Annotated in this window: 14 protein-coding genes; 8 read left to right on the top strand and 6 right to left on the bottom strand. The window is 59.1% G+C overall.

The features are described from left to right. On the bottom strand, positions 1–2,696 hold a 2,696-nt coding region (locus AC07VO_RS27375; RefSeq protein ID WP_495007696.1), incomplete at its 3' end, for a beta strand repeat-containing protein. 737 nt (positions 2,697–3,433) lie between these two features. On the opposite strand from AC07VO_RS27375, the gene AC07VO_RS27370 reads away from it, so the two are divergent. Further along, positions 3,434–3,973, top strand: a complete 540-nt coding sequence (locus tag AC07VO_RS27370; RefSeq protein WP_495007695.1) for a hypothetical protein — start codon at positions 3,434–3,436, stop codon at positions 3,971–3,973. 1 nt (position 3,974) lies between these two features. On the opposite strand, the gene AC07VO_RS27365 is transcribed toward AC07VO_RS27370, so the two are convergent. After that, positions 3,975–8,123, bottom strand: coding sequence for a CheR family methyltransferase (locus AC07VO_RS27365; RefSeq protein ID WP_495007694.1), 4,149 nt, complete (start codon positions 8,121–8,123; stop codon positions 3,975–3,977). 380 nt (positions 8,124–8,503) lie between these two features. On the opposite strand from AC07VO_RS27365, the gene AC07VO_RS27360 reads away from it, so the two are divergent. From AC07VO_RS27360 to AC07VO_RS27345, 4 genes are all read left to right on the top strand, one after another. Then, on the top strand, positions 8,504–10,108 hold the full coding sequence (locus AC07VO_RS27360) for a tetratricopeptide repeat-containing response regulator (RefSeq protein ID WP_019582899.1): 1,605 nt from the start codon (positions 8,504–8,506) through the stop codon (positions 10,106–10,108). Next, on the top strand, positions 10,105–10,797 hold the full coding sequence (locus AC07VO_RS27355; RefSeq protein WP_495007693.1) for a sensor histidine kinase: 693 nt from the start codon (positions 10,105–10,107) through the stop codon (positions 10,795–10,797). The genes AC07VO_RS27360 and AC07VO_RS27355 overlap by 4 nt, the downstream gene beginning before the upstream one ends. A 221-nt stretch (positions 10,798–11,018) precedes the next feature. Next, the gene (locus tag AC07VO_RS27350) at positions 11,019–12,260 is read left to right on the top strand and encodes a glutamine synthetase family protein (RefSeq protein WP_177325189.1); all 1,242 of its coding nucleotides are present in this window, start codon (positions 11,019–11,021) and stop codon (positions 12,258–12,260) included. A 70-nt stretch (positions 12,261–12,330) separates the two neighbouring features. Next, positions 12,331–13,719 (top strand): MFS transporter, encoded by a 1,389-nt coding sequence (locus tag AC07VO_RS27345; protein WP_111455179.1) that lies wholly within the window; start codon positions 12,331–12,333, stop codon positions 13,717–13,719. Positions 13,720–13,782: 63 nt separating this feature from the next. Here the strand turns inward: AC07VO_RS27345 and AC07VO_RS27340 are convergent, their stop codons facing one another. From AC07VO_RS27340 to flgA, 4 genes are all read right to left on the bottom strand, one after another. Continuing rightward, complete coding sequence (locus AC07VO_RS27340) at positions 13,783–14,529, bottom strand: flagellar brake protein (RefSeq protein WP_064616479.1); 747 nt, start codon at positions 14,527–14,529, stop codon at positions 13,783–13,785. Between the two features lie 88 nt (positions 14,530–14,617). Then, a complete protein-coding gene (locus tag AC07VO_RS27335; RefSeq protein ID WP_064616481.1) occupies positions 14,618–15,085 on the bottom strand; it encodes a flagella synthesis protein FlgN in 468 nt (155 codons plus the stop codon). Positions 15,086–15,133: 48 nt separating this feature from the next. Then, positions 15,134–15,460, bottom strand: a complete 327-nt coding sequence (flgM, locus tag AC07VO_RS27330) for a flagellar biosynthesis anti-sigma factor FlgM (RefSeq protein ID WP_007937499.1) — start codon at positions 15,458–15,460, stop codon at positions 15,134–15,136. A 167-nt stretch (positions 15,461–15,627) separates the two neighbouring features. Continuing rightward, on the bottom strand, positions 15,628–16,389 hold the full coding sequence (gene flgA / locus AC07VO_RS27325) for a flagellar basal body P-ring formation chaperone FlgA (protein WP_064616483.1): 762 nt from the start codon (positions 16,387–16,389) through the stop codon (positions 15,628–15,630). Positions 16,390–16,470: 81 nt separating this feature from the next. Here flgA and AC07VO_RS27320 point away from each other — a divergent pair, with 81 nt between their 5' ends. The 3 genes from AC07VO_RS27320 to flgB all read left to right on the top strand — a co-directional run bounded on the left by AC07VO_RS27320 (position 16,471) and on the right by flgB (position 18,950). Beyond that, a complete protein-coding gene (locus AC07VO_RS27320; RefSeq protein WP_007937503.1) occupies positions 16,471–17,403 on the top strand; it encodes a chemotaxis protein CheV in 933 nt (310 codons plus the stop codon). A 46-nt stretch (positions 17,404–17,449) separates the two neighbouring features. Next, positions 17,450–18,277, top strand: coding sequence for a protein-glutamate O-methyltransferase CheR (gene cheR, locus AC07VO_RS27315; RefSeq protein WP_026286437.1), 828 nt, complete (start codon positions 17,450–17,452; stop codon positions 18,275–18,277). Positions 18,278–18,542: 265 nt separating this feature from the next. Next, positions 18,543–18,950 (top strand): flagellar basal body rod protein FlgB, encoded by a 408-nt coding sequence (gene flgB / locus AC07VO_RS27310; RefSeq protein WP_007937506.1) that lies wholly within the window; start codon positions 18,543–18,545, stop codon positions 18,948–18,950. Position 18,951 lies beyond the last annotated feature (1 nt).

Below are 18,951 nucleotides of genomic sequence, written 5' to 3'. Positions count from 1 at the left end.
AACTGGCCGCTGACGCTGAGGGTGCTGTCTTCCTGCACGGCGCCGACATCGTTGCCCGATGCGAAGCTGAGTACGGGGGCGTCGTTGCTGCCGGTGACAGTCACGGTCACCTGTTGGGTGTCGACGCCACCGAGGCCATCGCTGACCTGGATGGTGAACACTTCATTGTGAGTCTCGCCGGCCTTCAGTGATTGCACGGCACTGGCGACGCCATCGGTGCCGTTGGCCAGGGTGTACGTCCACTGACCGGTGCCGTCCACCGCGATCGAGCCATAGCTGCCAGTGTTGGACCCGGCAATGCTCCAGGTCGCGGTGGCTGCATGATCGATGTCGCTCGAGTTGAACTGGCCACTGACGCTGAGGCTGGTGTCTTCCTGCACGGCGCCGACATCGTTGCCGCTGGCGAAGCTGAGCACCGGCGCATCGTTGCTGCCGGTGACGGTGACAGTCACCTGCTGGGTGGCGACGCCACCGAGGCCATCGCTGACCTGCACGCTGAACACTTCGTTGTGACTCTCGCCAACCTTCAGTGATTGCACCGCACTGGCAACACCATCGGTGCCGTTGGCCAGGGTGTAGGTCCACTTACCGCTGCTGTCCACCGCGATCGAGCCATAGCTGCCGGTGTTTGACCCGGCAATGCTCCAGGTCGCGGTGGCTGCATGATCGATGTCGCTCGAGTTGAACTGGCCACTGACGCTGAGCGTGGTGTCCTCCTGCACGGCGCCGACATCGTTGCCGCTGGCGAAGCTGAGCACCGGCGCATCGTTGCTGCCGGTGACGGTGACAGTCACCTGCTGGGTGGCGACGCCACCGAGGCCATCGCTGACCTGCACGCTGAACACTTCGTTGTGACTCTCGCCAACCTTCAGTGATTGCACCGCACTGGCAACACCATCGGTGCCGTTGGCCAGGGTGTAGGTCCACTTACCGCTGCTGTCCACCGCGATCGAGCCGTAGGTGCCAGTATTGGACCCGGCAATGCTCCAGGTGGCGGTGGCCGCGTGATCGATGTCGGTCGAGCTGAACTGGCCACTGACACTGAGGGTGGTGTCTTCCTTCACGGCGCCGGCATCGTTGCCGCTCGCGAAGCTGAGCACCGGTGCGTCATTGCTGCCAGTAATGGTGATGGTCACAGTCTGCGTCGCCGAAGCAGCGTTAGCCGCGCCGCTGTTGTCGGTGGCGACCACGGTGTACGAGAAGGTGACGGTTTCACCCGCGCCGAGGAAATCGAGGTTCTGGCTGGTGCTGTAGTCCCAGCTGTTGTGATCAACCGAGAACCCGGCGACCAGTGCTGAGGCCACACCCGCATCGAGCGTGCCGCCGCTCCAGGCGATGTTGCCGTTGGAGGCGTGCGACACAGTCACCACGTCGATGTTGTCCACATCGGCAAAGCTCAGTGCGCCGCTGTCGCTCAGTGTGGCCGTACCGTTGCCTTCGCTCATGGCGCCGGTGGTGTCGGCAATCGTCAGCGTCGGCCGGTCGTTGGTGCCGGTGATGGTAATGGTCACGGTCTGTACCGTGCCGTCGCCGATCGCCACGTTATAAGTCTGGGTGAGGATCTGGCCTTCGCCCAGGAACTGCACGGCGGCGTTGTCTACCGCGAAGTGCCAGCCCAGCGAACCGCTACCGGTGCCGGTGCTGTCGTGCAGTGGATCTGTGGTGAAGCTGCCCAGGTAGCCGGAAGCGCCCGGTGTGACGGTGACGCTGTGGGTGTCGATCAGGTCGGCGTCGGTGAAGGTGATGCTGCCGTTGGCGGCGTAGTCGCCACTGTCTTCCTTGGCATCGCCGGTCTGCACGCCGCTGGTGATGTGCACCTGGTCGTTGGTGCCGGTGATGGTGATGATCACATTTTGCGTTGTCGACGAACCATGCCCATCATTGACGGTGACCACATAGGTTTCGGTAGCTGTCTGACCCTGGGCCAGGTACTGGGCTGCCGCATTGTTCACGGTGTAAGTCCAGTTAACGGTGCCGTTGGCCGCATTGGCCGCTTCAATGACAGAGGCAAGGCTGAAGTTGCCCAGCGCTGTGGTATTGCCTCCCGCCGCCACGAATGAAGCGGTATGCGTATCGCTCAGATCGACATCGCTAAATGCAATCGTGCCCGTCGTACTCAGCGAATCGGTAGTGCTCGGCGTTGTGGGCGCATCTTCGGTCACCGTGCCAGCCTGCACGCTGACGTTCATCGTCACACTGTCATTCATACCGGCAAATTGCACTTGCGCAGTGGCCCAGCTGAGGGTGCCATTGCCGAGACGAATCGCATACGTAAAGCTGTCTGCCAGGGACGCTCCGGCAGCAAGCTCCTGAAGTTGCGTCTTGAAAGCAGTCGATAAGGTAGCGGCGTCGTAGCCGACTTTGCCATCCGATGTAATCCAGATTTTTGCCCCGTTGAGGCTGGTGTCGGTGCTCGTCGCCTCAATTCTGCTCGTGTCCTGGACCAGCAGATCGGCCGGGGCATAAACCTTGGTGGCAGTAGAAAGGCTGGTCGCGTTATCAACTGACCAGAGCGTCTTTGCGTTACCGCCCAGGTCATTGGACATGACATCCAGGTACACGACACCCTGCAGGTCTTCAGTGATGGTCACGTTGCTCGTGCCAATGACACCCGTAGTGAAAATGTCGTCCTGCGCCTGCGGCGTATTGGAAAACGAAGTAACGGTGCCGCCGCTGGTCGTGGTGGTGGTAGCCATGTCTTTCTCCCGAGAATGCTTTTTTTATTGGAATTGCCAGGGACTGCTAACAGGACGAAGTCCCGTGCTTGCGCCGCTCAGAGTGTTCAGGAGCGGTACGGGGCGGCTACCGGACATCGTCGACCGTCTGGGCTTGACGGGACAGGTGGTGCCGGCAGAGGGGCGCTGGTCTCGCGGGGGTGAAGAAACTCGCCGTACTTGAGGAGCGAATCGCAGAAGCGGTCGGGCGAACGTGGGCCCAAGCCTGAGGCTGCGCTGCGCGTGGCGCGCAGTATCCTGAGAGCACCCATAGGGAAGGGACTCCTGAAGTAATGGCTGGATGAGGCCGTATTTTGGTACAGCACTGATTCAGGGATACGGCCTTTCCTGATATCAGTTTGATAGGTGTTTAGTTGTGGGGTCAGGCTTTGTAAAGGTGTTAAGCGCAGGTAACAGTACGATGTGCCAATATTCCGACAAGTGGATGTTTTGGTGTCAATATTATGTCGATTTGTTTTTGGCGAAGTGCCCGCCGGCACTCAATAGTGGTGTGCCTCAAATGAGCTGAAACCCTTGTGCGGCAAGGGCTGGCTGCGTAATTTCAGTGCAAGAACACTCTAAAATTGCAGCGTCAGCGGTTAGAAAAGCCCATCAGAGCATTCCCCTGGCGGTTTTTTCTTGCTCGAACCACCTGACGACTTACGTGGAAAGTCCGTTATTGCTGTGCCTTACTTCTGACTCCACTCAAGGAGCCAGCAATGCGACACAGAGGTGCACAGTTCTGGTTATGGACCGACCCCCGATTACCTCACCACATCCATGAAGAAATGCTCGGTGACGGGACACAAGTGGAAGTGCGGGCGCGCGTGGGTCATGAGGGAATCACCCAGGTGTTCATCGGTGTTTACGATGCCCGTGGGATCATGCTGTGTGAGGAGTTTCACGACAGGGGCCGTGATGAGACTTACTGTGCGGCGTTGAAGTGGGGCGCTCTGCGAGCGGGCGAGATCGTCGCGGGCACGCAGGCCTTCGTTGCACCTCATCGGGTGCAACTGACGCTCGGCACGGTCATCACCGATGAGTCGGTACTGGCGCTGCGGCGGATGGAAATGAACGAACGTGAGCGTTTCAAGCTCAGCTGTGAAGATGCGTGGTCGGAATACCTGACCGCCAAAGCGGCCATGCTTGACCTCATGCGCGCGCCCAAAGTCGATCCCAGGGTCTGGGCGGACCACAAGGAGCGACTGAAGCAGGCGATTGACCGGCGCGTCTGTGTACAACGCGCCTATTTACGCTGAGCTATTCAGAACCTGATGCCCGGGGCTGTCGCAGGGTCTCGATGGTCGCGATCAGGTCATCGTAGGACACCGGTTTTCCAATGTACTGGTCAAAGCCCGATTGACGAGCCTTTTTAATATCGCTGATAGCGCCATAGCCAGTCAGGGCAATGGCCGGCACATCCTTGACATGCGGCAACTGACGTAATGCTTGCATCAGTTCATGGCCGTTCATGACCGGCATGCCCAAGTCCGAAATGATCAGGTCGAAGTGGCTGTTTGCAGCCGCGGCCAGAGCGTCCTTCGGATGATCGAAGGCAACGACTTCGGCGTCCTCCATTTCCAGCAGCATCTTCAGGGTTTCCAGTACCTCGGCGGAGTCGTCGACCAGCAGAATCGTCAGGCCGCTCAGTTTTCCTGATACCTCATCGGTTGGCGTTGTGGTTTGGGTTTTGCCTTCACTACTGGCCAGGGGCAAATAGACAGTGAAGGTACAGCCTTCCCCAACGCCCGGCGAACTCACTTCAACCGTGCCATGTTGGGCCTCGGTCAATTGGCGCACCAGTGACAAACCGATGCCCAGCCCTTCGCGCTGGTGGTTGGCGTGCTGTGTTTCAGCCTGGCCAAACAGGTCGAATACGTGTTCGAGGTTCTCGGCCGCGATGCCGGTGCCATTGTCCTTGACGTCCAGCCGCGCCATGTTTCCGGCCAGGCTGGCGATCAATTGCACGCGGCCGTCGGACGGGGTGAATTTCAGTGCGTTATTCACCAGGTTCCAGATGATCTGCTCCAGGCGCGTCGGATCGGCGCGCACCATCAACGGCTCCGAAGGCACATGCAGCTCGACGGTGGTGCTGTGCTGGTCGTTGAGGACGACGGTGTAAATATCGCGCAGCACACTGGCCAGATCCACGGCGATAGGCTTGAGCTTGAGCTTGCCGGTGCGCACGCGTGCGACATCCAGCAGGTCGTCGATGATCCGCGCCTGGCTGCTGACAGCATCGCAGATGGTGTTGACGGCTTTGGCGGCCGGCGCCACCGACTTGGTCACCGGCAAGCGCCGCAACAGTTCGGCGTTGAGCTGGATCAGGTTCAGAGGATGCTTGAGTTCGTGGGACATGACCGCGAAGAACTCATCCTTGAGGTAATTGGTGTTCAGCGTCTCGGCCAGTTGTTGGCTTTGTTCCTCATGCTGGCGTTTGTGACCGGTCAGGTCCCGGGCGATTTTCACGTAGCCGCGAAGGTTGTCACCACTGAGCAAGGTCACTTCGCCGCTGCAATAGAAGCGGCTGCCGTCCTTGCGCAGGTGCCAGCGTTCATCTTCGGAACGGCCATGGGTGCGAGCCCCCAGCAGTTCGGATTCAGGCACGCTGGAGGCGCGGTCTTCGGCGGAAAAAATGAAGTCGTAGTAAGCGCCTTCGGCCTCAGCCTTGCTGTAGCCGAAGATCAGTTCGGCGCCTTTGTTCCAGGTGGTGATCACGCCTTGTTCATCAAGGGTGATGATCGCGTAGTCGCGGGTGCTTTCGGCCACCAGGCGCATGCGTTCTTCGCCCAGGCGCAGCTCTTCTTCGGCCTCGCGGCGTTTGGTGATGTCAATGAACGTCAGCACGGTGCCGTCGATACGGTCTTCGCTGGAGCGATAGGGCAGCAGGCGGGCGATGTACCAGTGCTTGTCGGTGCTGCTGACTTCACGTTCGATCATGTTCAATGATTCGAACACCGATGCCGCGTCACTCGCCAGGTCGTCGTAGTGCAGGCGATGGGTGATGTCGAGCAGGGAGCGGCCGGTATCCACCGGCAGCATGCTGAAGATATCGGTGGCACGCGGAGTGAACCACTTGATCCGCATGCTGCGGTCGACAAACACCGTGGCAATGTCGGTGGAGGCGATCAGGTTGGTCAGGTAGTCGTTGATCTTGTCAGTTTCTTCGACTTTGGTTTTCAGCTCGTAGTTGACCGTCAGCAGCTCTTCATTGATCGATTGCAGCTCTTCCTTGCTGGTTTCCAGCTCTTCGGTGGCCGAGCGCAGTTCTTCGTTGATCGCCTGCATTTCTTCGTTGGAAGCTTTCAGTTCTTCACTGGAAATTTCCGATTGTTCAATGGTGTCCTGCAAGTGCAGTTTGGTGCGTTGCAGTTCACGCTCAAGATTGGACAGCACCTGGCTTTCGGTTTGAAGCAGGGTCTTGGCCGTCGCTTGCGAAGGATCGACTTCGACTTCCTCGAAAATCACCAGAATGAACTCGCCGTCCGCCTCTTCATCCTTGTAAGGCTGCGCCTCGAGGCTGACCTTGTAATGCCGCTCTTCGCGCTTGACCGGCACCTCGCGGGATTTCACGGCCAGGCCGCTCTGCTGGACCTGGAACAGCGTGGTGCGGATTTCCAGGCGCAGCTCTGACAGGATCAGAGTCAGCAGGTTGCGTGACAGCTCACCGCCCACATGCCGAAGGAAACGCCCGGCACTTTCGCTCATGTGCAGGATGTCGGCGTTGGCATCGACGATCATGCTCGGCGGGGCCGCGCGTTCGAGGGCGCGCTGGTGGATGTCGGCGAACGACAGTTTGCGCTGCACGGCGTGTTGCGGTGCCTGATGGGAAATATTGGAGCGCACATAACCACCGCGCGGCACGGTCGGCGTGCGTCGGCTATTGGCGGTGCCAGTCTTGGCGCGGAAGATCCGGTTGCGTTTGTCCACCGGCGTGAACAGCTCATGGCAAGCGTCTGCACTTTCGGAGGAACCGAGGAACAGAAAACCGCCGGGGCGCAAGGCGAAGTGGAACATCTGCAGGATTTCGCGCTGTACTTCGCGATCCAGATAGATCAACAGGTTCCGGCACACGATCAGGTCGATTTGCGAGAAGGGTGGATCGGACAGCAGGCTGTGTTTGGCGAACAGCACCTTCTCGCGGATTTCCTTGCGAATCCGATAGTGCTCATCTTCCTTGATGAAGTAATGCCGCAGCCGCGTCGGCGGCACATCCGTCACGATGGCTTGCGGGTACAGGCCGGCCCGGCCGAAGCTGATGGCGCGCTCGTCGATGTCGGTGGCGAAAACTTGCAGTGAGGCCTTGCTGGCTTCCTGTTGCAGCTGATCGTTGACCAGCATCGCCAGGCTATAGGCTTCTTCGCCGGTGGAGCAGCCAGCCGACCAGACCCGGATTTCTTCCTTTTCAGGCTGCGCCGAAACCGCGGCGCTGACCAGTTGCGGAATGACATCCCGCTCCAGCGCTTCGAAGGCTTCGCGATCACGGAAAAAGTTGGTCACGCCGATCAGCATGTCCCCCAGCAGCGCCTTGGTTTCTTCGGGATTGCTTAGCAGGTAGCGGTAATAAGCTCCCAAGTCGGGCTGGGCCGTGACCTGCATCCGGCGTTCGATCCGCCGCAATACCGTTGCGCGTTTATAGTGCTTGAAGTCATGACCGGTGCCGGTACGCAACTGGATCAGGATGTCGTGCAGCATTTGTTCGGCGAGCACGGCATCACGTTCGGCTACAGAGGCGAAGGATTGCAGTTCCGGATCATTGGCGGCGGGCAAGCTGATTTCCCGGGAGTTGTGCCACAGGTCCAGCAGCTTTTGCGGCATGTCTGCTACGGGCAATACCAGATCGACCATGCCGGTTTCGATGGCCGCCCGAGGCATACCGTCGAACTCGGCGTCTTCCGGTACCTGGGCCAGGGTAATGCCGCCCTGTTCCTTGATACGCGACAGGCCGACTGCGCCGTCGGAACCGCTGCCCGAGAGCACCAGGCAGAAGGCGCGCTCGCGGTGTACTTGCGCCAGGTCGCGGAAGAACAGATCGATCGAGGCATGGCGTCCCAGTTGTGGGTCGTTTTCAATTACCTCAAGGTTATTGCCATTCATCACCAGTCGCCGCGCCGGCGGGATGACATAGACCCGGTTTTTCTCGATCGGTACGGTTTCGGTGACCTGCAGAACCGGCATCCGGGTCGATTCCTGGATGATCTTGTCTGCGACGCTTTGGTGGTCGGGCGACAGGTGAAGAATGATCACAAACGCCATGCCGTTGTCGTTAGGCATGTTCTCGAAAAACAATTTGATGGCTTGCAGCCCGCCAGCCGACGCACCGATGCCCACCACTGGAAAATCCAGGGTACTGAGGGTCAGGGCCTTTCGCTCGGGAGCCGTGGCCGAGTGCTTGGGGGGGGTGGTCATTTCCTGGCCTTTGCCGGCGATTTAGAGCGTATTGGGTTCAAGCGGACAATAATTAGCGCATTTCAATAAATCAGGATAATCCCGTTTTTCAATAACACCTTCAAATATTTAGCGCGTCTATGCGCAGCCGTATGATCTTTTGGCAGTAAAAGGAACGATTGCACTCCCGCTGCTTCAAGGGAACGCGACTACTGGCCGATAACGCGACAAGCCGTTGTGATTTCATCGCTGGCGGCCGGTAAAGCTCATCACGCGATTGTGCGAAATTGCTTGATAGCCAATGGCCTCTCGCTATCATCTGCGCGCCTGAAAGGCCGCGAAGCTGAACTCGCAGCCATTGCCTTTAGGTTGTTCTTCCTTAAATTGCCTGGAAATCTTCGATGCTGTCGTATCACCAAAAAAGCTTTTTGATCGTCGATGATTTCTCGGATTTCCGCAGTTCCGTCAGGTCCATGCTGCGGGAGCTGGGCGTCAAGGACGTCGACACCGCTGATACCGGTGAGCAGGCGCTGCGCATGTGCTCGCAGAAGTCCTACGACTTCATCCTGCAGGATTTCCACCTGGGCGATGGCAAGAAAAACGGTCAGCAGGTGCTCGAAGACCTGATGATCGAGAAGCTGATCAGCCACGAAAGTGTGTTTGTCATGGTCACCGCCGAAACCAGCCAAGCCATGGTGCTCAGCGCACTGGAGCATGAGCCCGACGCTTACCTGACCAAACCGTTCAACCGCTCCGGCCTGGCCCAGCGCCTGGAGCGACTGGAACAGCGCAAGACCTTGCTCAAGCCGATCCTGCAAGCGCTTGACCGGGGCAAACCGGTTGAAGTGCTCAATGCCTGCATCGCCCTGTGCAAACAGGACATTCGTTATTCGCCGCTGTGCCTGCGCTACCGCGCCGATGCATTGCGCGACTTGAACCAGAACGAAGCGCTGGAGCGTCTTTACGACAGCATCATTGCAGATCGGCCTTTGCCCTGGGCGTTTGCCGGATTGGGCCAATTGCTGTTCAAGCGCGGGCAGGTCAGTCAGGCCAAGGGCATTTACGAAAAAGCCTTGAAAGTCTTCCCGATGATGCCGGCCCTCTACGATGGCATGGCCGATGTGCTGGTCGCCGAAGGTGACACCAAAGCGGCGCAGAAAGTGTTGGAAGAAGCAATTCGCCTGTCGCCGCTGGCGGTGCGCCGGCAAGCGTTGCTGGGCAAGTTGGCAATGGCCAACGAAGATTTCGACACTGCCTCCAAAGCCTATCGCCAGGCCGTGAACCAAGGGGCGCAGTCACGTTTCAAGGATGCGGAAAGCAACCTCGGCCTGGCCCATGCCTTGATCAGCAAAGGTGCGGAAAAGGGCCTGGACACGCGGACCCGCCTGGAAATCAACACGACGCTGAGTGCAGTGGCGAAGGAGAACCCTTCCGACCCAGGCCTGCAGATTCGTGCGCGTCTGATGAAGGCCACCAGCCTGCTGCTCAACGATGCCGAGACCGCCGAGAAGCTCACCGAGCAAGCGATGATGCGCCTCGATGGCATGGAACAGTTCATGAGCGCCGAAGCGGCGCTGCTGGTGGCCAAGCAGCTGCAAATGCTCGGGCAGGCGAGTGCCGGTGCTTCGATGTTGAAAAACTGTGCGGAAATCTACGGCGACGATCCGACCGTGATGAAGGGCATCGCCAAGCTGACCGACGACCCGACCATCCTCAACTCGGGCAATGCCGCCGCCGACCTCAACCGTCAGGGCGTGCGGGTGTACAAGACCGGCAATCTGGTGGAAGCCCGGGAAGTGTTCCGCAAAGCCCTGGCGCTGCAACCGAAGAACATCAGTATTGCCCTGAACATGGCGCAGTCGCTGCTGCATGGCACCGACACCAGCGTGCCGTCGGCCGAGCTGGAAGAGTGCCGGGCCTGCCTGAAAACGGTCGGCCTGATGCCCGATACCGATGCGCGTTATCCGCGCTACCAGAAACTGAAAATCAAGGCGTTCGGCGAATGATCGACAGCGAACCGTCACTCGACTTCTCCACGGTGATTGCTTCCACCGTGCATGACATGAAGAACTCACTGGCCATGCTGATGCAGGCGCACAGTCAATGGCTGGCGCGCTTACCCGACCCTGAGCAACACACGCCGGAGCAGGGCGTCATCGACTTCGAGTTCGCCCACCTCAATGGCATGCTGGTGCAGTTGCTGGGGCTGTACAAGCTGGGCGTCAACCAGATGCCATTGCAGCCGGCCTACCATGAGCTCGATGACTTCATCGAGGCGCAACTGGCGGCTCATCAAGAAGTGTTCGCCAGCCGGGGCATTATCGCGACCTATGAAGTGGACCCGTTGAGCCCGCTGGGTTTCTTCGATCGGGAGCTGATTGCCTCGGTGCTCGCCAATTGCATCAACAACGCCATTCGTTATGCCCGGCATGCCTTGTTGATCAGTGTCAGCGATGAGGCCGGGCAATTGGTGCTGACCATCAACGACGATGGTGAGGGTTATCCACCCGAGATGATCGAGCGTCAGGCCGATTACGTGCAGGGCATCAACCACAGCAGCGGCAGTACCGGCCTGGGCTTGTACTTTGCCGGGCGGATTGCCGCCTTGCATCAGCGTGATGGTGTGGGTGGACGTACCGAAATCAGTAATGGCGGGCCATTGGGTGGCGGCGTGTTCAGCCTCTATCTCCCCTGAACGACACGTTCCTCACAGGATTGCGCCTTTTTGTTTGACGCTGCTTGATATTCCGAACAGCCGGAGCCTATTTTGTACGGGTCGCCGTTCGCGGCTCGTACAACAACAAGGATTGCGTCATGACAACCGATGGCCATCGCTCACTCGCGCAGCGATTGACGGGCATTGATGAGATTGAATGTGTCACGCCGGACCTGAACGGCGTGCCACGCGGCAAAGTAATGACCGCTGAAGGATTTCTTGAGGGGCGGCGTTTGCAGATGGCGCGGGGAGTGCTGCTGCAATGCATCATGGGCGGCTATCCGCCTGCGCACTTTTACGGCAGCGATGATGGCGATCTGGCGCTGGTGCCTGATCCGGCGCAGATTCACCGCTTGCCTTGGAGTTCGCACCCTCGGGCGCTGGCCATATGCGATGCGCAGGAACTGACTGGCGAGAGCTCGCACCTGTCGACTCGCGGCCAACTCAAGGCGGTGATCGCTCGCTACGCCGCCCTCGGTTTGGCGCCAGTCGTGGCGACCGAGCTGGAATTCTTTGTGTTCGCGCCCAACCCTGACCCGACGCAACCCTTCCAGCCGCCAGTGGGCCTGGACGGTCGTCGCGAGGACGGTCATTCGGCATTCAGCATCAGTTCCAATAACGGCTTGCGGCCGTTCTTCACTGAAGTCTACGCAGGCATGGCGGCGCTGGGCTTACCCCGCGATACCTTCATGCACGAGATGGGCGTCAGCCAGTTCGAGATCAACCTGCTGCATGGCGATCCGCTGCTGCTGGCCGACCAGACCTTGCTGTTCAAGCATCTGCTCAAGGAAGTCGCGCTCAAGCATGGCCTGACCGTGGTCTGCATGGCCAAGCCGTTGGCTCACACGCCGGGCAGTTCGATGCATATTCACCAGAGCGTCGTCGAGATCGACAGCGGGCGTAACGTGTTCAGCGACAAGGCCGGCGAGCCGACCGCGACCTTCCGTCATTTCATCGGTGGCCAACAGGCCGGCCTGGCGGATTTCACTGCGCTGTTTGCGCCGAACGTGAACTCTTATCAGCGCCTGTGTCATCCTTTTGCATCGCCCAATAATGCCTGCTGGTCCCATGATAACCGCGCGGCCGGCCTGCGCATTCCGGCCAGTTCACCGGTCGCTCGTCGGGTCGAAAACCGCCTGCCGGGGGCTGACGCCAACCCGTATCTGGCGATCGCCGCGAGCCTGGCGTCGGGGCTGTATGGCATCGAAAACAAACTGGAACCGAGCGAAGCGGCACGGGGCGAATTCGTGGTGCCGGATAATCTTGCGTTGCCGTGTACCTTGCATGCCGCTCTTGAACGTCTGAAACGTAGCCAATTGGCGAAGGAACTGTTCGGCAAGGAGTTCATCGAAGGCTACATCGCTTCGAAGACCCTGGAGTTGACCAGCTTCCTCGATGAAATTACTCCCTGGGAACGGCGTGTTCTAGCAGCCCAGGCCTGACGACCTGTCGCCATCGGGCTATCGTTGTCGATAGCCCGATACTCACTGCAAGGAGCCGCTCGGAACGCCAATGCGCCAAATCCTGAAATCCTTTCGAGGACTTTATTTCGCCTCGCTGATGATGTTGATCGGCTCGGGCCTGTTGAGTACTTACCTTGCCCTGCGCCTGGCGGCCGATAAGGTCGACAGCCTGTGGGTCGGCGCGTTGATGGCGGCCAACTATTTCGGCCTGGTGCTGGGCGGCAAGATCGGCCATCGGCTGATTGCCCGGGTCGGGCATATTCGAGCTTATTCAGCCTGCGCCGGGATCGTCGGTGCGGCGGTGCTGGGCCATGGCCTGGTGGACTGGCTGCCCGCGTGGCTGTTCCTGCGGGTGATCGTTGGCCTGGGCATGATGTGCCAGTACATGGTGATCGAAAGCTGGCTCAATGAGCAGGCAGAAGCCAAGCAGCGTGGCGTGGTGTTCAGCGGCTACATGATCGCTTCGTACCTGGGGCTGGTGTTGGGCCAGCTGATTCTGGTCATGCACCCGGGCCTGGGCCTGGAACTGCTGATGCTGGTCGCTCTGTGTTTCGCCCTGTGTCTGGTGCCGGTGGCCCTGACCCGGCGGATTCACCCGGCGCCATTGCACCCGGCGCCGATGGAACCGCGCTTCTTCATCAAACGCGTGCCGCAGTCACTGAGCACGGTGTTGGGGGCGGGATTGATCGTCGGTTCGTTCTACGGCCTGGCGCCGCTGTATGCCTCCCAGCAAGGATTGTCCACCGAGCAGGTCGGTCTGTTCATGGGCAGCTGCATTTTTGCAGGCCTGGTGGTGCAGTGGCCGTTGGGATGGCTATCGGATCGTTATGACCGGGCGGTATTGATCCGAAGTTTTGCGTTTAGCCTGGCACTGGCCGCGTTGCCGCTGGCGATCATGCCGCAGGTGCAACTGGAGGTGCTGTTCATCGCCGGGTTCCTCTGTTCGTTGGTGCAATTCTGTCTGTACCCGCTGGCGGTGGCGTTCTCCAACGACCACGTCGAGGGTGATCGCCGGGTGTCGCTGACGGCGATGCTGCTGGTGACTTACGGTGTCGGCGCGAGTGTCGGACCGTTGGTGGCAGGGGTATTGATGAAGTTGTTCGGCAGCCAGATGCTTTATGCCTTTTTCAGTTTTTTTGCATTGGTGCTGGTGTGGCGAATCCGCCCGAAAGCAGTCACCAATCTGCATCAGGTGGACGATGCTCCACTGCATCACGTGGCCATGCCGGACAGCATGACGAGTTCGCCACTGGTGGCTTGCCTTGACCCGCGTGTCGATGAGCAGGTGGTGCAGGATCAGATGCAGAACCCGGTCAACCCGGAGGCTGATGTCAATCCGGATGCCGAGCCAGAACCTGAACCTGAACCTGAACCAGTTTCGGATTCAGAAGACCCGGACGCAGGTCGCGAGCAAAGTTTTACCGAAGCGCGGCCTTGATCAAGACATAAAAAAACGGGCAGTCCCCGCAAGGGACTGCCCGTTTTTTATTGGCGGGGTGTATCAGAAGTCGTCTTTGTCAAAGCGCCGCGCTTCACGCTGAAGCTGATAGACGAACCGCTCGACCTGCCGTTGCACCAGGCCGCTCATGTTGTGAAAACGCACGCCGGCGAAGGTGGTGTTGATCTTTTCTTCAAAGTGCAGGTAACGCAGCTCCACCGGTGCCGTCATGCTGCCGAAGGGCAGGGCGGCGATGAAGCGGTCGTAGACCTGGCCCAATTGCAGCTTGGCGGTGATGTCGCCTTCGAAGCGCAATTTGCAGCCGGTGGCGGAGATGTCCAGCAGTTTGCCGGCGAGGGGCGACTTGAGTTTCTCGCCTCCCAGCTCGACATTGACCAGTTGTGCCAGCTTCAACGCAGCGCGGAAAGCATTGCGGCGCTGGTGGTAAACCACCTCATCGGGCAGCGTGCCCCGGTAGCAGCGGCCATCGCCGGACTCGTCGATGGTCAGCGGGCCATTGCTTTCCCAGGCGATGCGCACGCCGTCGTGGAAGCCTTCGACCTTGAACGGTTCGCCGGCCAGCAGAAAGCGTTCGCCGTCGCGCGGGATCATTTCGTCCAGGGCGATCATGTTGCTGTCACGGTCGACGTCCACCAGATAACTCTGGAAGCGCTGGCTGCGCTCGTGGAACGTGATGATCAGCGGGTCATGGCTGTCTTGCAGCTGACGCAGGTTGCCGGAGATTTCCAAAGGCGTGGTGAGCACCTTGGGTGGCTGCGGAGCATCTTCCGCGCTTAAGGCATTGGACACGGGGTATCAATCTCCAGGCAAATATGACTACTGGCCGGCATTCTGCCAGCATGTTGCGTGTCTTGATAGGGCGTGCTCATTGAAAGGCTTAAGCCTGACTGAGCGGGCGTGGCTTGGCGAGCTTGGAGGTTGATCCGCGGGCATCGTAGAGCGCTGGCGGCTCGCCGCCGGTGAGGATTTTCAGCTGGTTGGCCGTGGCGGCCTGCTGCACCAGAATCGACTGGCCATTGTTGACATTGGCGGCTTGGCACTGGGCCAGGAGGTCGGTGAGCACGTCGCTCTGTCCCAGCAATCGTTCGCCAATGCTCGACTGGCTGGCGAGTTGCTCCAGGCCCTGGCGGTTGGTTGGCAGGTTGAGGCTGGCGAGGATTTCACTGCGCTTGCGGCCATGCTGTTCGAGCAGAATGATCAATGCCTGTTTATGCGCCAGAATTTCTTCGAGCAGTGGCATGTCGCGACCGTGCAAGGCAAGGGACTCGGTTTGCAGTAGCTCCAGCAGTTGTTGCGCCGGGGCGAAGTCGTCGATGATCAGTTGCAGTAATTGAGTGTCGTGCATGGCTGGCCTTGGGTTTTAAGCGTCCAAAAGCCTGGCGCGGGCCGTGGCCTAGCGCTGGGCTTCGAAGTTGAGCAGTTTGCTGGCTACACGGTTGCTGTCGACTTTATAGCTGCCATCGGCAATCGCTGCTTTCAACTCGGCCACGCGGGCGTTGTCGACGGCAGGCTGATCGCGCAGCTTGTCAGTGACCTTCTGCAACTGTTGAGCCTCATTGCTGAGGTGTACCGATTCCCCGCTTTTGGTGGTACTGGCCTGTTCGGCCGGGGTATTCAGCGGCGCGGATTGGCCGGCTTCGGCGGTTTCCTTGGCGGTGCTGGTACGCGTACTGCCCGTAAGTGACGAGGAGCTGTTTAAACGACTGAAATCGATGACCATGACAAAAAACCTCTGGATATTTGGACGCTTGCCATGTTTTCGGCGATTCCCCGAAAAACTTTAGGCCCATTTATCAATGAGCTCGCATGCGCCAGCGCATGCCCTGCATGCGGCACAGTTTAGGCAACCGCCAGGCGGTGCGCCATCACTTCACAAACACAGAGCCCTTACATGGCCACTTCCACCTGGCCGGGCGCTGTGACTTGCGCCTTGATGACCCGCTGGGAGTTAAGGTTCTTCACGCGAATCTGTTCCCTCAGGCCGCCGTTGGACAGCGCTTCACCCGGCATGCGCACACTGAGCGTACCACTGCGGGCGGTAATCACCACCTGGTCGCCCTTGCGAACCACTTCCGCCTGTTCGAGATGCACCAGCGTAATGATCTGATCGGCGACCATTGGTCGGGTAAGTTTTTGCCCGATAGCCTGATCGACGGAAGTCAGAAACCCCTGATTTATCAGGCTGATATCACGCTCGCGCAGGGTTACGTCCTGAGGTTCGATAATCCCTGTGCGCTTGAGCGGACGAGTGGTCGTCACAATGTCGCGAAACAGCTTCACTTGAGCGGGCACGAAGACCGTCCAGGGTGAGGCGCCATCGCAGCGAACCTTGACCGTGACCCGTCCCAGAGGCCTTGCCGGGCTCTCGAGGGTGGCTGTCAATTCCTTGTCGCACATAGGCATGCGCAGGCGCGGATCGAGCTGGTTGACCTGGATTTCGTAGCGACCTTGCGTTTGACTGGTGGCCAGATAGTCCTCTACGGTGAATTCAAGAAAGCCTTGGGTGACGCCGATAAGCATGTCAGGCAAGGTAACCGTATCAGCAAGGGCAGGGCTGCCAGCGTTGAACAGGCAAGCGGCCGACATCGCGCAGAGCAATCTGCGGCAGGTTGATGTCAGGTGTCGGAAAAATGTCGGTTCTGTGTTCATAAGAGTTAAAAAGCAAGCGCCGTGCCGTTTCGTGATGAATGTGCGTCGCAACACACTTAGCGTTGGTGTAGGAGTCTGGGCATGGCTGGTGTAATGGATTCGGTGAACCAGCGCACGCAACTGGTAGGGCAGAATCGCCTTGAGCTGTTGTTGTTCCGTCTCGACGGCCAGCAGCTGTATGGGATCAACGTGTTCAAGGTTCGCGAGGTGCTGCAATGCCCCAAGCTGACCCTGATGCCCAAGTCCAGTCCTGTCGTGTGCGGTGTGGCGAATATTCGGGGGGCAACCATTCCGATCCTGGATCTGGCGATGGCGACCGGTGCCGGTCGGTTGCTGGACCAGAGCAATCCCTTCGTGATCATCACGGAGTACAACACCAAGACCCAGGGTTTCCTGGTTCGGTCGGTGGAGCGCATCGTCAACATGAACTGGGAGGAGATTCATCCGCCACCCAAGGGCACGGGGCGCGATCACTACCTGACGGCTGTGACTCGGGTCGACAACCAGTTAGTCGAAATCATCGACGTCGAGAAGGTGCTGGCGGAAGTGGCGCCGACGCCGGAAGCGATTTCGGTGGGCGTGGTCGATGTTGAGACCCAGCACAAGGCGCTCTCTTTGCGCGTATTGACGGTCGACGACTCGTCGGTGGCACGCAAGCAGGTGACCCGTTGCCTGCAAACGATCGGTGTCGAAGTGGTGGCGTTGAACGACGGCCGGCAAGCGCTGGATTACCTGCGCAAGCTGGTTGACGAGGGGAAGAAGCCGGAAGAAGAGTTCCTGATGATGATCTCCGACATCGAGATGCCGGAGATGGACGGGTACACCCTGACGGCCGAGATCCGCGCCGATCCGCGCATGCAAAAGCTCCATATCATCCTGCATACTTCGTTGTCGGGAGTGTTCAATCAGGCGATGGTCAAGAAGGTCGGTGCCGATGACTTCCTGGCCAAGTTCCGTCCTGATGACCTGGCATCCCGGGTAGTCGACCGGATCAAAGCAGCAGATAACAGCTAGAGGCCTTCTGCCCCTGGCGGTCAACACGATTTAAGAGGCGGTATCTTTGTCTACGGGTAATTTGGATTTCGAACAGTTCCGGGTATTCCTGGAAAAAGCCTGTGGCATTTTGCTCGGTGAAAACAAGCAATATCTGGTCTCGAGCCGTCTCAACAAACTGATGGAACAGCAGGGCATCAAATCGTTGGGTGAGCTGGTTCAGCGCATCCAGACCCAGCCGCGCAGCGGTTTGCGCGAGATGGTGGTGGATGCCATGACGACCAACGAAACCCTGTGGTTTCGTGACACCTATCCGTTTGAAGTCTTGAAGAACAAGGTATTGCCTGAAGCGATCAAGGCCAGCCCCGGTCAGCGCCTGCGGATCTGGTCGGCGGCGTGTTCGTCGGGTCAGGAACCGTATTCGCTGTCGATGTCCATCGATGAGTTCGAACGGGTCAACATGGGCCAGTTGAAGATGGGCGTGCAGATCGTTGCCACCGACCTGTCCGGCAGCATGCTGACCAACTGCAAGACCGGCGAGTACGACAGCCTGGCCATCGGTCGCGGTCTGTCGCCCGAGCGCCTTCAGCGTTACTTCGACCCCAAGGGGCCGGGGCGCTGGGCCATCAAGGCACCAATCAAGAGTCGGGTGGAGTTTCGCTCGTTCAACTTGCTGGACAGCTACGCAAGCCTGGGCAAGTTTGACATCGTGTTCTGCCGCAACGTGCTGATCTACTTCTCCGCCGAGGTGAAGAAAGACATCCTGTTGCGCATTCACAGCACGCTCAAGCCGGGCGGTTATCTGTTCCTTGGCGCGTCCGAAGCGCTGAACGGTTTGCCGGACCATTACCAGATGGTCCAGTGCAGCCCGGGGATCATTTACCAGGCGAAGTGATTCGTTGACGGCATAAAAAACGGGAGTCCATTAGGACTCCCGTTTTTTTATGCCTGTGACACCACGCTCCCACAGGGGCAAGTAGCGTTCTTTGGATGGTGAGAAGCGGCAGAAAAGCGGCAGGCGGCGGAAATCGGTTGCCGCTTTTCTGGCATTGCCGCCTCGTTACTGCTCGCAAAGCCCCGGTTTACGGGTTTTTTTGAATTGGCACGCCGCTTGCTATGTTCACGTTACGAAAAATCAGGTCACCCGAAGGTTTCCCGACATGAGCATCAGCTTCGATAAAGCGCTCGGTATCCACGAACAAGCCCTGGGCTTCCGCGCTCAGCGTGCTGAAGTCCTGGCCAACAACATCGCCAACGCCGACACCCCGAACTACAAGGCTCGGGATCTGGACTTCTCGAAAGTGCTCGCCGAGCAGAACGAGAAAACCAAAAACGGCAAGTTCGCCTTGAGCATGACCAACAGCCGTCACATCGAAGCTGAAGGCCTGGGCAATGGCGACGAGTCGCTGATGTATCGCACGCCGATGCAACCGTCGATCGACCAGAACACCGTGGATGCCCAACTGGAACAGTCGAACTACGCGGAAAACGCGGTCAACTTCCAGGCCAGCTTCACCCTGCTCAACAGTAAATTCAAAGGGCTGGTGTCAGCCCTGCGCGGAGAGTAAT

This window comes from Pseudomonas sp. GW821-FHT03E01 (genome assembly GCF_059420765.1).
Note: the sequence above shows the minus strand (reverse complement) of the source record. Positions and strands in the feature narration are given on the sequence as shown.